Genomic DNA, 14,020 nt, shown 5'->3' on the forward strand with positions numbered 1-14,020 from the left:
GCCAGACGCCGTCGACTAATTGTCCCATTAATTCCTCCGTCGTTATTCCGTCTTCAAATAGCAAAAGCGAGGAGATATCTCCTCGCTTTTTTATTCAGTATAGCGTGCTTACCACTTCTTATTCAGAACACGGTCGATGCTGAAGGCGCCAGGACCGGTGATAGCCAGCAGCAGGAAACCGCCTGCGATGGTCAGGTTTTTCATGAACATCAGGGAGTTCATCCCTTCCGCAAAGTTGCTGTGGAAGATGAACGCGGTCAGCAGGGTGAAGCCTGCGGTGAACAGCGCCGTGGTACGCGTCAGGAAACAGAACAGAACCGCCAGACCGCCGCCAAACTCAAGCAGAATGGTCAGTGGCAGCAGGAACCCTGGGACGCCCATGGCTTCCATGTACTGTTGCGTACCTGCATAACCGGTGATTTTGCCCCAGCCCGCGGTGATAAACAGAATTGGCATCAGAATGCGTGCAACCAGTAAACCAACATCTTCTAATTTTTTCATTTTACTCTCCAGAAAACCACTTACGCGGCTGACGATTTTTTGTGTGCAAATCCGGGTGGATACCGCGTGTTTGCTGTCGATGGAGAGGATAATAAACGTGACGAATGACAATTGTTAGCAAGGAAAACTGTCAATCTTCTTCAAAGATATTGAGTGAGAGTTGCGAACGAAGGGAAGAGGGAAAATAGAAGCCGGGTAAGACGGAATCGCCACCCGGCATAAAGAGCAGTGGTGTCAGGAACGTAACTGCTGCTGACGTAGCGTTGATTTGACCAGACGCCATGCACTCCAGGCGCCAAAGCCACGTCTGGCCCAGCGGACCAGCATGCTGGGGTGACGAACGGACCAGACGGCCATCACGCTACTGCCTACCAGCACCCATGAGCGCAAGCTCAGCAACGTGTTCCAGCCATGATCGTACGAACGGGTCACTTCCAGCCAGTCGCGACGGCAGGCAGTCAGATCCAGCCGTTGCTGCTGGATCTGGCTTAGCAGATACGCTTTGCGCTTGCGACGCTCTGTTGTGCTACTCACGGCTTGTCATCCTCCAGCAGTGCGCGATCGTTGGCCAGCTCCTGACGGGTATGACGCAGCAGCGTAGAACTGCGCGCTTTATGCATCGTCCAGATCCCGCCAATCAGTGCGGCCACCAACAGCACAACCGTTGTGGCGATCATCGCGTTGAGGCGATACTGCGGATCGATCGCCCAGATGATTAACACCATCAGGCTCATCAGCCCAAATGCGGCGAAGAGCATGGTGAGCCCCAGCATCAGCAGCATCTGGAAGAGATTCGCTTTCTCCTCTTCCAGCTCCACCACTGCCAGTCGAACTCGCGTTTCGGCAATACCCACCAGCGTCGTCAAAATACGCTGGCCGATGCCGAGGACGTTTTTAGCCGGCCCTTGTGCGTGACGTGGATCGTCCATAATTAACGACGCGTCAGCAGAACGCCCAGAACCACGCCCACCGCGGCGCCAATACCTACGCCGGTCCATGGGTTATCGCGCACATACTCGTCAGCCTTCGCAGCGGCTTCACGGGTCTGTTTCGCCAGCGCATCACCGGTTTCACCCAGGCGATGACGGCTCTCTTTCAGCGCGCTTTCCGCTTTAGAGCGCAGCTTGCTCAGCTCTTCTTTGGATTTGTCCGTTGAAGAGTTCAGTACCTCTTCCAGGGTATCCGCCAGGGATTTCAACTCAGCGCGCAGATGTTCTGAAGTAGTATCTTTAGACATGATTTTCTCCTGTTGAGATTTCCGTTAACTCAATAATCGCGAGCTTCCAGGGCTTTCAGTTCTTCCTCGGCCTCTTTCAGCTTATCTTCACGCTTAGCAATCTTCTCCGCATCCCCTTTCTCTTTCGCTTCTTTCAGGTCTTGACGGCGTTCAGCAATCTCGTCCTTCTGTTCAGCGATTTTCTTTTGGTGATCGGCACGCAGCTTGCTATCCGAGCAGTTGGCTTTCACTTCGCTCAGCGCTTTTTTCAGACCGTCGATACGGTGCTGGTTGTTATGCTTTTCGGCATAACTGATTTCGCGCTGGATGTCCTTTTCTTTCTCCTGACAGAGAGTGTTCGCAAAGGACGCGGTGCTCAAAGACAAAAGGGCCAAAGCCAGAGTGATGCGGTATTTCATTGTAGAAACCTTCCATTGTGTTACGGCAGTCCGAAGAGTATGCCGCGTTTCCAGTGTCATGCGGAGAACATCTGAGGGGTGCTCCGCGTACTTAAGCATAGTAAGTAAACGGGGTTATCACCAAAGTGAGTGAAAAGATTCAGAATCCTGGTAATTATCCAAACCGGTGCGAGGTGTCTCGCAGGCGCGTTAACCACAATGCGGTCTGACTCTCATCGTCCTGCAGTGCAACGATATAACCCCGCGGCAGGGAGCGGTCGAGCACCTCTTTCGCGGCGGCGCTTTGAGCACTGGAGTCAAACTTAATCAGCAAAACGTCGTCCTGCGGCGTAATGCTTTTAAAACGAATTCCGTTGGCATCAAGGTGGTGCCAGACAGAAAAACCGTCCGGCACGCTGGCACCCTGGTTCATCGGGCGAATGGCCAGCGTCGATTCCTGATGCTGAACCGCCGTCCAGATAAGCACCATCGCGCTGAGGATCATCAGCGCGATCAGGGCGTAGGACAAACGGCGCAGGGAATGCGGCGAGATGACCATATTAATCCCTGGCCCCGTATTTTTTCTTCAGCAGCACGTATACCGAACCGAGCAGACCAAAGACCAGCAGCACCACCGGCAGCAGCATCAGGCAGGACATCAGCTGATCTTCATATTTCAGGAACACCGGCGTTTTGCCCAGCAGGTAGCCGAGGGTCGTCAGAATCAGCACCCACAGCAGGCCGCTCATCCAGTTGAAGAACTGGAAACGGGTGCTGCTCAGGCCAGAAAGCCCCGCGATGGTTGGCAACAGGGTACGGACGAAAGCGATGAAGCGCGCAATCAGCAGCGCGGAGAGGCCATGCTTGTGGAACAGATGGTGTGCGCGCTGGTGATAGTGGGCCGGCAGATGAGATAGCCAGTTCTGAACGATCCGCGTATTGCCAAGCCAGCGTCCCTGAATGTAGCTCAGCCAGCAGCCAAGGCTGGCTGCGATAGTGAGCAGTAACACCGTTTGCGGAAATGCCATGGCCCCTTTGGCGCATAATACGCCGACCAGCACCAGAAGGCTGTCACCCGGCAGAAAGGCGGCAGGAAGCAGTCCGTTCTCAAGGAACAGAATCATAAACAAGACGAAATAGAGCATGCCTATCATGGACGGATTGGCCAGGGTTTCGAAATCCTGAGCCCATAAGGCGTTCAGTAATTGGGTCAAAAGTTCCATTCAGTGTTCCTGGAAATCGGTTAACGTCTCGCCTGTTATTCGGGGTAAACAGCTCAGCGACATCGTTTATGATTTCATTATGGTCGCTCGCGGACACATTGTGGTGGCCAGAACTGATCCCTGTTTAATGGCTAGGTAAGCAAGCACTAACTAAAAAATGCAATTTGCATCCAATTGTAACAAAGCCCAACGTAATACGTCACAGATTTTGCGATCGGCCGGGGAAATGATTTTGGCCTATGGAGAGGAAGTGACGCGAGGGTATTTACACAGGCTGACACTATATATGTTTACTGACTCACAGCGAGCCGGAAGGCGCAGCGGTGCGCCTGCTAGCGATAAGGGGAACTATTTTGCCTGACTGGTTGCGGTATCGAGATGAACCACCGGATTATCGGCAAAAAGATAGCGGTCGGCATTAAATTCAAAGTCGTCGCTGGTTTCGTTGAACAGCATCAGCTTGGTGTTTTCCAGATGCTGCCACATCGCCAGTTTCGCCGCATGCGGGTCTTTACGAATCAGCGCTTTAAGGATCTGATCGTGATCGTCGCACCAGTTGTCGACGGTACGGGAATCAATGTGATCGTGTAATTTCTTCCAGTACGGGTTGTGAACGCGCTGAGTCCACATTTTTTCGACGATTGCTGCGAGGGCGGTATTTTGCGTCGCCAGCGCCACCTGAACGTGGAATTGCAGGTCCCATTCGGAGTCGCGGAAACATTTTTCTTTGCGCGCCTGATCCTGGATTTCCATCAGTTTCATGATGTCCTGCTTGGTCACCTGGGTCGCGGCAAATTCTGCAATGTTGCTTTCGATCAGCTGACGGGCCTGGAGCAGTTCAAACGGACCGTAGCTGGCGAACTCCAGACTTTCATCCGGCACCGGTGAATGTTTTGGCAGATTGGAAATCACATGAATGCCGGAGCCTTTGCGCACCTCAACGTAACCTTCTACCTCGAGCATGATGATCGCTTCACGCACCACGGTGCGGCTGACGCTCTTTTCATCAGCAATAAAGCGTTCGGCTGGCAGTTTATCACCGACGAGATAGACACCTTGCTCGATGCGATCTTTCAGCTCGGCAGCAAGTTGCTGATACAAACGACGTGATTCGGTGATTTCCATATGCGCTCCAGGCAGGGTACGGCGGATGATTTGTTATACCACTTTTGCGAGCCAGTCTCCAGATTTCCCCATGAAAAAGCCGCCCGGAGGCGGCTTTAGTTGATCTCAGATCAAACCCTAACTTTGTTCGGCGGGTCCACCCACCGAGCTATTGAGTAGCTCCTCGGCAGACTGGTTCTTCAGTACCGTCCAGATCACCACGGCACCCATCAGGTCGAAGATAGCCAGCACGGCGAACAGCGGGCTGAAGCCGATGGTGTCAGCCAGTGCACCGACCACCAGAGCAAACAGGGTGCTCGCAGTCCAGGCGGCCATCCCGGTCAGGCCGTTGGCGGTCGCCACTTCGTTGCGTCCAAAGACGTCAGAAGAGAGGGTAATCAGTGCGCCAGACAGAGACTGGTGCGCAAAGCCACCGATACACAGCAGGCCAATTGCCACGTATGGGCTGGTGAACAAGCCGATCATCCCAGGGCCAATCATCAGCAGTGCGCCCATGGTCACCACCATTTTACGGGACACGATCAGGTTCACGCCAAACCAACGCTGGAACAGCGGTGGCAGGTAGCCGCCGACGATACAGCCGAGGTCAGCAAACAGCATTGGCATCCAGGCGAACATCGCGATTTCTTTCAGGTTAAAGCCGTAGACTTTAAACATGAACAGCGGGATCCAGGCGTTAAATGTGCCCCAGGCCGGTTCTGCCAGGAAGCGCGGCAGTGCGATACCCCAGAACTGACGGGTACCCAGAATCTGCCAGACGGACATTTTTTTACCGTTGTTGGTCTGGTGATGGGATTCCTGACCACCAATGATGTAGTCGCGTTCTTCGTCAGACAGTTTCTTCTGATCGCGCGGGTGTTTGTAGAAGATCAGCCACGCCATCGCCCAGGCAAAGCTCAGCACACCGGAAATAATGAACGCTAACTGCCAGCTGTGCATCACAATCGCCCACACGACCAGCGGCGGAGCAATCATCGCACCGATAGAAGAACCGACGTTGAAGTAGCCTACAGCGATAGAACGCTCTTTTGCCGGGAACCACTCAGAGCTTGCTTTCAGACCCGCAGGGATCATCGCCGCTTCTGCCGCACCGACCGCACCACGTGCCAGTGCCAGTCCACCCCAGCTGCCTGCCAGCGCTGTCGCGCCGCAGAAGATAGCCCAGGTCACGGCGAAGAAGGCGTAGCCCACTTTGGTACCGAGGATATCGAGAAGGTAGCCCGCAACTGGCTGCATGATGGTATAAGCCGCGGAGTAGGCCGCGATAATGTAGGAATACTGCTGAGTGGAGATGTGCAGCTCTTCCATTAGCGTTGGCGCAGCCGCCGCTATGGTGTTACGCGTCAGGTAACCCAGCACGGTGCCGAGCGTCACCAGTGCAATCATGTACCAACGTAACCCTTTAATTTTACGCATGTAAAACCTCATCGTTATAGTATTGCCGCGCCGGGGCACGGTACATCTCGACCGTTGCCGGGAGCTGTCTTGTAACGGGAGGGCGTAACCGGGAGTGACTCCCGGAACGGCCCGAACCTTGCCAGTTGTAATCGTGCATAAGTCGGTATCCGTACCGCTAATTCCGATGATTTCACACCGGTAATGCATTCCGTCGGCTTATATGTTGCGACGGCAAAAAGATAACTTGTCATACAACTTTAAAAGGTGAGTGACATCACAAAAGTGTGAATCTTTGTAGGGACATTATTCACCCCACGCAAAGCCAAGAGTGGCGCGGGTTACGACGGGGTTTGCTCCTTTAGGGGTAATTTATTTGTCGACGTTTATTGATCTAACTCACGAAAAAAACATCGGTCTCTGGAAATTGGTGTGATAACTTTGCAGCATCTGAACATAAGCAATAGCTTTCTGACGCTCTCGTTATAGAGGAAGACGATAATGACGCCGTTTATGACCGAAGATTTCCTGTTAGATACCGAATTTGCCCGCCGTCTGTACCACGACTACGCAAAAGATCAGCCGATTTTCGACTACCACTGCCATTTACCACCGCAGCAGGTTGCCGAAAATTACCGTTTCAAAAACCTGTATGACATCTGGCTGAAGGGTGACCACTACAAATGGCGCGCGATGCGCACCAACGGCGTGGCCGAGCGCCTGTGTACCGGCGACGCCTCGGACCGCGAGAAGTTTGACGCCTGGGCCGCGACCGTGCCGCACACTATCGGCAACCCTCTCTACCACTGGACCCATCTGGAATTGCGTCGTCCGTTCGGTATCACCGGCAAACTGCTTTCGCCTTCAACTGCTGACGAGATCTGGAACCAGTGCAACGAGCTGCTGGCGCAGGATAAATTCTCCGCGCGCGGCATCATGAAGCAGATGAACGTGAAAATGGTCGGTACCACTGACGATCCGATTGATACGCTGGAACACCACGCGGTAGTCGCTAAAGACACCTCTTTTGATGTCAAAGTGCTGCCAAGCTGGCGCCCGGATAAAGCGTTCAACATTGAACAGGCGACCTTTGGCGACTACATGGCGAAGCTTGCCGAAGTGTCTGACACCGATATCCGTCGTTTCACCGATCTGCAAACGGCGCTCACCAAACGTCTGGACCACTTTGCGGCTCACGGCTGTAAAGTTTCTGACCATGCGCTCGACGTCGTGCTGTTTGCGGAAGCGAATGAATCTGAGCTGGACAGTATCCTGGCGCGTCGTCTGGCGGGTGAGTCCCTGAACGAACACGAAGTGGCTCAGTTCAAAACGGCCGTGCTGGTCTTCCTCGGCGCGGAATACGCGCGTCGCGGCTGGGTGCAGCAGTACCACATCGGTGCACTGCGCAACAACAACCAGCGCCAGTTCAAACTGCTGGGTGCCGACGTGGGCTTTGACTCCATCAACGACCGCCCGATGGCGGAAGAGCTGTCAAAACTGCTGAGCAAACAGAACGAACAAAACCTGCTGCCAAAAACCATTCTTTACTGCCTGAACCCGCGCGACAACGAAGTGCTGGGCACCATGATCGGTAACTTCCAGGGCGAAGGGATGCCAGGCAAGATGCAGTTTGGTTCCGGCTGGTGGTTCAACGATCAGAAAGACGGCATGGAACGTCAGATGACGCAGCTGGCGCAGCTGGGCCTGTTGAGCCGTTTCGTGGGGATGCTGACCGACAGCCGTAGTTTCCTCTCTTATACCCGCCATGAATATTTCCGCCGCATTCTGTGCCAGATGATTGGCCGCTGGGTGGCTGCGGGTGAAGCGCCAGCCGATATCCAGCTGCTGGGCGAAATGGTGAAAAACATCTGCTTTAACAATGCGCGCGACTACTTCGCCATTGAACTGAACTAAGGCCGTTTGAGGTTGATATGCAATACATCAAGATCCATTCGCTGGATAACGTTGCCGTAGCGCTGGCGGATCTGACCGAAGGCGCGGAAGTCACCGTGGAAAACCAGACCATCACCCTGCGTCAGGCGATTGTTCGCGGGCATAAATTTGCCGTGTTCCCCATCGCGAAAGGCGAGAATGTGGTGAAGTATGGTCTGCCGATCGGTCATGCGCTGGCGGATATTGCGCCGGGTGAACATATTCATTCCCACAATACCCGCACCAATCTCAGCGATCTGGACGAGTACAGCTATCAACCTGATTTTCAGGCTGAAGAAGGGCAGGGGGAGGATCGCGATGTTCAGATCTACCGCCGCGCCAGCGGAGAAGTCGGGATCCGCAACGAACTGTGGATCCTGCCAACCGTCGGCTGCGTAAATGGGATTGCGCGTCAAATACAGAATCGTTTTCTGAAAGAGACCAACAATGCCGAAGGCACCGACGGCGTGTTCCTGTTCAGCCACACTTACGGCTGCTCGCAGCTGGGCGACGACCACATTAACACCCGCACCATGCTGCAAAACATGGTGCGCCACCCGAATGCGGGTGCGGTGCTGGTGATTGGCCTTGGATGTGAAAACAACCAGGTCGACGCCTTCCGCGAAACGCTGGGGGATTTCGACCCAGAGCGCGTGCACTTTATGGTGTGCCAGCATCAGGATGACGAAGTGGAGGCGGGTCTCGAACAGCTGCATCAGCTGTATGAGGTAATGCGTCACGACACGCGCGAGCCGGGCAAACTGAGCGAGCTGAAGTTCGGTCTGGAGTGCGGCGGTTCCGACGGTCTGTCGGGCATCACCGCCAACCCGATGCTGGGCCGCTTCTCGGATTACATGATCACCAACGGTGGGACCACCGTGCTGACCGAAGTGCCGGAAATGTTCGGCGCGGAACGCATTCTGATGAGCCACTGCCGCGACGAAGCGACGTTTGAAAAAACTGTCACCATGGTGAACGACTTCAAACAGTATTTCATCGCGCACAACCAGCCGATTTACGAAAACCCATCACCGGGCAACAAAGCGGGCGGCATTACCACGCTCGAGGAGAAATCCCTAGGCTGTACGCAAAAAGCCGGTGCCAGCCAGGTTGTGGACGTGCTGCGCTATGGCGAACGCCTGAAAACGCACGGTCTGAATCTGCTCAGCGCGCCGGGGAACGACGCCGTCGCGACCAGTGCGCTTGCGGGCGCGGGCTGTCATATGGTGCTGTTCAGCACCGGACGCGGCACGCCGTACGGCGGTTTTGTGCCAACGGTTAAAATTGCCACCAACAGCGAGCTGGCGGCGAAGAAAAAGCACTGGATTGATTTTGACGCCGGGCAGCTGATTCACGGTAAAGCCATGCCGCAGCTGCTGAATGAGTTCATCGACACCATCGTGGAGTTTGCCAACGGCAAGCAGACCTGCAACGAGCGTAACGATTTCCGCGAGCTGGCGATTTTTAAAAGCGGCGTAACGCTGTAAGTCCATTAGCGTTAGCATAAGAAACGGCGCTTTCACTCTGAGGCGCCGTTTGTTTTTGTCTGAACAGGAAATTTTCATGACCACGTATTGGCTTGCCCAGGGCGTTGGGGTCATCGCCTTTCTGGTGGGAATCACCACCTTCATCAACCGCGACGAGCGGAAATTCAAAAAACAGCTTTCGGTCTACAGCGCCATTATCGGCGTGCATTTCTTTTTGATGGGTGCGTTTCCGGCCGGATCGAGCGCAATGCTCAACGCGGTACGAACGCTCATCACTCTGCGCACGCGTAGCCTGTGGGTTATGGCGATTTTTATCGTCCTGACCGCCGGACTGGGGCTGGCGAAATTCCATCATCCCATCGAGCTGCTGCCGGTGGCCGGCACGCTGGTGAGCACCTGGGCGCTGTTTCGCTGTAAAGGCCTGACCATGCGCTGCGTCATCTGGTGTTCAACCTGCTGTTGGGTGATCCACAATTTCTGGCTGGGCTCGATTGGCGGAACATTGATTGAGGGGAGTTTTCTGCTGATGAACGGTCTGAACATTATCCGCTTCTGGCGGATGCAGCGGCGGGGAATCGATCCGTTTAAAGTGGAAAAAGCGGTGCAGGAAGAGAGCCCCTCCGTCCGCTGACGGAAGGGCGAGGGCGCACTTACTGCGCCTGTTGTTTCTTATCGTTCTGGTGATTCACCCAGGCGTTAATGATCAGCGTCAGCGCCAGAATACCAAACACCACGCCCAGCGAGACGGCGATCGGGATATGGTAGAAATCGACGATCAGCATCTTGATACCGATAAACACCAGGATGATCGACAGCCCGTATTTCAGCATCGAGAAGCGCTCCGCCACACCGGCCAGCAGGAAGTACATCGCACGCAGACCGAGGATCGCAAACAGGTTAGACGTCAACACGATGAACGGGTCGGTGGTCACCGCGAAGATAGCCGGAATACTGTCGACCGCGAAGATCACGTCGCTCAGTTCAACCAGAATCAGCACCAGCAGCAGCGGCGTGGCAAACAGCAGGCCGTTCTTACGCACGAAGAAGTGCTCGTTGTCGATGGTGTCGGTCATGCGCAGATGCCCACGGATCCATTTCACCAGCGGCTTCTCGCCAATCCCCGTTTCATCCTCTTTCGCCAGCGCCATTTTCACACCGGTGAAGAGCAGGAACGCCCCGAAGACATACAGCAGCCATTCGAACTGCGTAATCAGCCAGCTACCGGCAAAGATCATCACCGTACGCAGAATAATCGCGCCCAGCACGCCGTAGACCAGCACGCGACGCTGCAACGCAGCAGGCACCGCAAAATAGCTGAACAGCATCAGCCAGACAAAGACGTTATCAACGGCGAGGGCTTTTTCAATCAGATAGCCCGTGAGGAAGGCCAGCGCCTGCGGGTCGGCCACCGCGCGGCCTTCCGTTGACGCCAGATACCACCAGAACGCGGCGCAGAACAGCAGAGAGAGCGTTACCCACACCAGCGACCAGGCCGCGGCCTGTTTCATGGTCATGCCATGTGCGCCGCGACGGCCCTGTAAAAAGAGGTCGATCGCCAGCATGATGACCACCACGACTGCGAAACCGCCCCATAACATTGGAGTGCCGACAGAGTGCATAGAGATTTTTCCTTCCATAAAAACAAAAACGGCCAACGTCAGAAGACGATAGCCGTTGCGTTATTTATGCAGGGACCTCGCCTTCCGGCAAGGTCTCACTTACAACCAAAAAGAACACGTTTCGTGACTCTTTTTCGTTGCCCGGCGACCGGATGCGGTATTGCACGCATCGTAATGACGACCCACCGGCAATGAAGTTACTCCCCTTTGCAGGTAACAAAATATGTCAGGACACGGTTTTCGTCAATGCCCTTAACGATTCTATTACACAGCTTTACGCGAGCGCTGTCGTGCTCACGTCATCCGCAGGGAACACCACGCCGGTTTGACGGCGGATTTCGGTCTGGAGTTTCGCCGTCGTGCGGCTTACGGCAAGCCCTGGGTGGTTCACTTCATTGGTCTCTACCAGACGTGCGAACACCTCTGCCTCATACAGCATAGTGTTAATATGCTGAGGTTGCGTAAGCTCCTGGGCCTTACCGCCACGCGGGATAAAGCTGACTTTCTGACACTCCGAGATCTTCTCAACCACCAGTGCGCCATTTTCGCCCTGAATCTCGCTCGGCAGCACAGAATCACTGACTTTGGAGTGCTGGAGCGTGACGCTGAAATCGCCGTAATCCAGCACCACGACGCCATGAGCATCGACACCGCTGTCGAGCAGGCTGGCGGTCGCGATCACGCCGTGCGGCTCGCCCCACAGGGCCACCGCAGAGGCCAGACAGTAAAAGCCAATATCCATAATCGAGCCGTTCGAGAAGGTCGGATTAAAGGTATTAGGGTTTTCGCCGTCGAGATAGCGCTGGTAGCGTGAGGAGTACTGGCAGTAATTGATAAAGGCTTTGCGCACTTTGCCAAGCTTCGGCAATGACTGCTGCAACAGCAGGAAGTTAGGCAGGCTGGCGGTTTTAAACGCTTCGAACAGCACCACCTGGTTTTCCCGCGCCAGTTGAATGGCAGCTTCCACTTCCTGAATATTGGACGCCAGTGGCTTCTCGCAAATCACATGTTTTTTGTGAGCGAGGAACTGCAGCGTTTGCGGGGAGTGAAGCGAATTCGGGCTGGCGATATACACCGCGTCAATGGCATCGCTCTGCGCCATCTCCTCAAGGGAGGTAAACAGATGCTCGACAGGGTAATCGTTAGCAAAAGTCTGCGCCTGTTCAAGGCTGCGGGAATAGACGGCGGTGAGTTTGAATTTGCCGGTTTCATGGGCGGCGTCGACGAACTGGCGCGTGATCCAGTTCGTGCCTATAACTGCGAAACGTATCATAAACGTTCACGTACTCCGTAACGGGGAACCTTTTGTCACTTTAGCACGCACACATGACAAAACCAGTGCGTTAACCCTCATTACTCTTTAACGATAAATGCGTAAGCCACAGGCGCGTATCAAACTCCAGCTGGTGGTATTGCGGTTCCATGTGGCAGCACAAGGCGTAGAAGGCTTTGTCGTGCTCTTTTTCTTTCAGATGCGCCAGCTCATGCACCACGATCATCCGCAAAAAAGCCTCCGGGGCATTGCGAAACACGGTGGCGACGCGGATCTCGGCTTTGGCCTTCAGCTTTCCGCCCTGCACGCGGGACACGGCGGTGTGCAAACCCAGCGCGTTTTTCAGCACGTGGATCTTGTTGTCATACATCACTTTATTGATGGGCGGGGCGTTACGCAGAAACTGACTTTTCAGATCCTGGGTGTACTGCCAAAGCGCTTTATCCGTCGCGAAGCTGTGTGTTCCTGGATAACGTTTTTCAAGAACGCTGCCCAGGCGCTGTTCGGCAATTAAGGTGCGGACCTGGGAAAGTAAATTCTCCGGATAGCCCTGGAGATAACTAAGATTGCTCATCAACGCTCCACCTGAATAATAAAAAGGGTATACTCACGCACCCTTTTCAGGGATAACGCCAAATTTTACCACTCAGGAGGGCCGATGAGCCACTTAGACAACGGTTTCCGTTCACTCAATCTTAAACGTTTCCCGGAAACGGACGACGTTAACCCGCTTCAGGCGTGGGAAGCGGCGGATGAATATCTGCTGCAACAGTTGGATGACACTGAAATTGTCGGCCCGGTTCTGATCCTGAATGACACCTTTGGTGCGCTGGGTTGCGCGCTGGCCGAACACACACCTTACAGCATCGGCGATTCCTATTTGAGCGAGCTTGCGACGCGTGAAAACCTGCGTCACAACGAGATTGCGGAATCGAGCGTTAAGTTCCTCGACAGCACGGCAGAGTACCCGCAAGCACCGGGCGTTGTGCTGATCAAGATCCCTAAAACGTTAGCGCTGCTGGAGCAGCAGCTGCGCGCGCTGCGTCATGTGCTGACACCGGAAACGCGGATTATTGCGGGCGCCAAAGCGCGTGATATTCACAACTCGACTCTTGAGCTGTTCGAAAAGGTTCTGGGTCCTACCACCACGACGCTGGCGTGGAAAAAAGCCCGTCTGATTAACTGCACATTCAGCAATCCTGAGCTGAAAGACGCGCCAGAAACCCTGAGCTGGAAGCTGGAAGGAACGAACTGGACCATTCACAACCATGCGAACGTCTTCTCGCGCACGGGGCTGGATATCGGCGCTCGCTTCTTCCTGGAACATCTGCCTGACAATCTGGAAGGCGAAATCGTCGATCTCGGCTGTGGTAACGGTGTTGTCGGCCTGACCCTGCTTGAGAAAAACCCGGAAGCCAGCGTTATCTTCACCGATGAATCGCCGATGGCCGTGGCCTCAAGCCGCCTGAATGTTGAAACCAACATGCCGGAAGCGTTGGATCGCTGCGAGTTTATGATCAACAACGCGCTGTCGGGCGTCGAGCCATTCCGCTTTAACGCGGTGGTGTGCAACCCGCCGTTTCACCAGAAACATGCCCTCACGGATAACGTGGCCTGGGAAATGTTCCACCACGCGCGTCGCTGCCTGAAAATTAACGGTGAGCTGTATATCGTGGCGAACCGCCACCTCGACTACTTCCACAAGCTGAAGAAGATCTTCGGTAACTGCTCTACGGTCGCCACCAATAACAAATTTGTGGTGCTGAAAGCCGTGAAACTGGGGCGTCGTCGCTAAGCTGGCTCTGCTGCGACGATTATGCCCGGTAGCGCTATGTTTACCGGGCGTACATG

The 14,020-nt window shown here is 54.6% G+C and carries 16 protein-coding genes; 4 read left to right on the plus strand and 12 right to left on the minus strand.

Features of this window, described 5'->3' with window-relative positions; translation table 11 throughout:
• Window positions 1–108 precede the first annotated feature (108 nt).
• The 9 genes from OVA10_RS25195 to OVA10_RS25235 form a co-directional block, all read right to left on the minus strand.
• Entirely contained in the window at window positions 109–501 is a 393-nt protein-coding gene (locus tag OVA10_RS25195; RefSeq protein ID WP_268197201.1) for a DoxX family protein, read from the minus strand.
• A 234-nt stretch (window positions 502–735) separates the two neighbouring features.
• Entirely contained in the window at window positions 736–1,035 is a 300-nt protein-coding gene (locus OVA10_RS25200; RefSeq protein ID WP_100778806.1) for a YqjK-like family protein, read from the minus strand.
• Window positions 1,032–1,430, minus strand: a complete 399-nt coding sequence (locus OVA10_RS25205; protein ID WP_100778807.1) for a phage holin family protein — start codon at window positions 1,428–1,430, stop codon at window positions 1,032–1,034. Before OVA10_RS25205 ends, OVA10_RS25200 begins: the two co-directional genes overlap by 4 nt.
• A gap of 2 nt (window positions 1,431–1,432) precedes the next feature.
• Complete coding sequence (locus OVA10_RS25210) at window positions 1,433–1,738, minus strand: DUF883 family protein (RefSeq protein WP_100778808.1); 306 nt, start codon at window positions 1,736–1,738, stop codon at window positions 1,433–1,435.
• Between the two features lie 29 nt (window positions 1,739–1,767).
• Entirely contained in the window at window positions 1,768–2,136 is a 369-nt protein-coding gene (locus OVA10_RS25215; RefSeq protein ID WP_100778809.1) for a DUF1090 domain-containing protein, read from the minus strand.
• Window positions 2,137–2,290: 154 nt separating this feature from the next.
• Window positions 2,291–2,674, minus strand: coding sequence for an EnvZ/OmpR regulon moderator MzrA (mzrA, locus tag OVA10_RS25220; protein WP_100778810.1), 384 nt, complete (start codon window positions 2,672–2,674; stop codon window positions 2,291–2,293).
• 1 nt (window position 2,675) lies between these two features.
• A complete protein-coding gene (yqjA, locus tag OVA10_RS25225; protein WP_100778811.1) occupies window positions 2,676–3,338 on the minus strand; it encodes a DedA family general envelope maintenance protein YqjA in 663 nt (220 codons plus the stop codon).
• A 348-nt stretch (window positions 3,339–3,686) separates the two neighbouring features.
• The gene (gene exuR / locus OVA10_RS25230) at window positions 3,687–4,463 is read right to left on the minus strand and encodes a transcriptional regulator ExuR (protein WP_100778812.1); all 777 of its coding nucleotides are present in this window, start codon (window positions 4,461–4,463) and stop codon (window positions 3,687–3,689) included.
• A 117-nt stretch (window positions 4,464–4,580) separates the two neighbouring features.
• Entirely contained in the window at window positions 4,581–5,879 is a 1,299-nt protein-coding gene (locus OVA10_RS25235; protein ID WP_100778813.1) for an MFS transporter, read from the minus strand.
• Window positions 5,880–6,359: 480 nt separating this feature from the next.
• Between OVA10_RS25235 and uxaC the strand changes: the two genes are divergently transcribed.
• The 3 genes from uxaC (at window position 6,360) to OVA10_RS25250 (ending at window position 9,908) form a co-directional block, all read left to right on the plus strand.
• Window positions 6,360–7,772, plus strand: coding sequence for a glucuronate isomerase (gene uxaC / locus OVA10_RS25240; protein WP_102104844.1), 1,413 nt, complete (start codon window positions 6,360–6,362; stop codon window positions 7,770–7,772).
• Between the two features lie 17 nt (window positions 7,773–7,789).
• The gene (locus OVA10_RS25245) at window positions 7,790–9,277 is read left to right on the plus strand and encodes a UxaA family hydrolase (protein WP_100778815.1); all 1,488 of its coding nucleotides are present in this window, start codon (window positions 7,790–7,792) and stop codon (window positions 9,275–9,277) included.
• Window positions 9,278–9,353: 76 nt separating this feature from the next.
• Entirely contained in the window at window positions 9,354–9,908 is a 555-nt protein-coding gene (locus OVA10_RS25250; RefSeq protein ID WP_102104842.1) for a YgjV family protein, read from the plus strand.
• A gap of 19 nt (window positions 9,909–9,927) precedes the next feature.
• Here OVA10_RS25250 and OVA10_RS25255 read toward each other — a convergent pair whose 3' ends face one another.
• From OVA10_RS25255 to OVA10_RS25265, 3 genes are all read right to left on the minus strand, one after another.
• Window positions 9,928–10,896, minus strand: a complete 969-nt coding sequence (locus tag OVA10_RS25255; protein WP_100778817.1) for a TerC family protein — start codon at window positions 10,894–10,896, stop codon at window positions 9,928–9,930.
• Window positions 10,897–11,170: 274 nt separating this feature from the next.
• Window positions 11,171–12,169, minus strand: coding sequence for a Gfo/Idh/MocA family protein (locus OVA10_RS25260; protein WP_100778818.1), 999 nt, complete (start codon window positions 12,167–12,169; stop codon window positions 11,171–11,173).
• 70 nt (window positions 12,170–12,239) lie between these two features.
• Window positions 12,240–12,743: a M48 metallopeptidase family protein gene (locus OVA10_RS25265; protein ID WP_107702789.1), complete on the minus strand. Its 504-nt coding sequence runs from the start codon at window positions 12,741–12,743 to the stop codon at window positions 12,240–12,242.
• Window positions 12,744–12,827: 84 nt separating this feature from the next.
• Here OVA10_RS25265 and rlmG point away from each other — a divergent pair, with 84 nt between their 5' ends.
• The gene (gene rlmG / locus OVA10_RS25270; RefSeq protein WP_268197202.1) at window positions 12,828–13,964 is read left to right on the plus strand and encodes a 23S rRNA (guanine(1835)-N(2))-methyltransferase RlmG; all 1,137 of its coding nucleotides are present in this window, start codon (window positions 12,828–12,830) and stop codon (window positions 13,962–13,964) included.
• Window positions 13,965–14,020 lie beyond the last annotated feature (56 nt).

This window comes from Lelliottia sp. SL45, from assembly GCF_026672535.1.
GTDB classification, from domain to species: Bacteria; Pseudomonadota; Gammaproteobacteria; order Enterobacterales; family Enterobacteriaceae; genus Enterobacter; species Enterobacter nimipressuralis.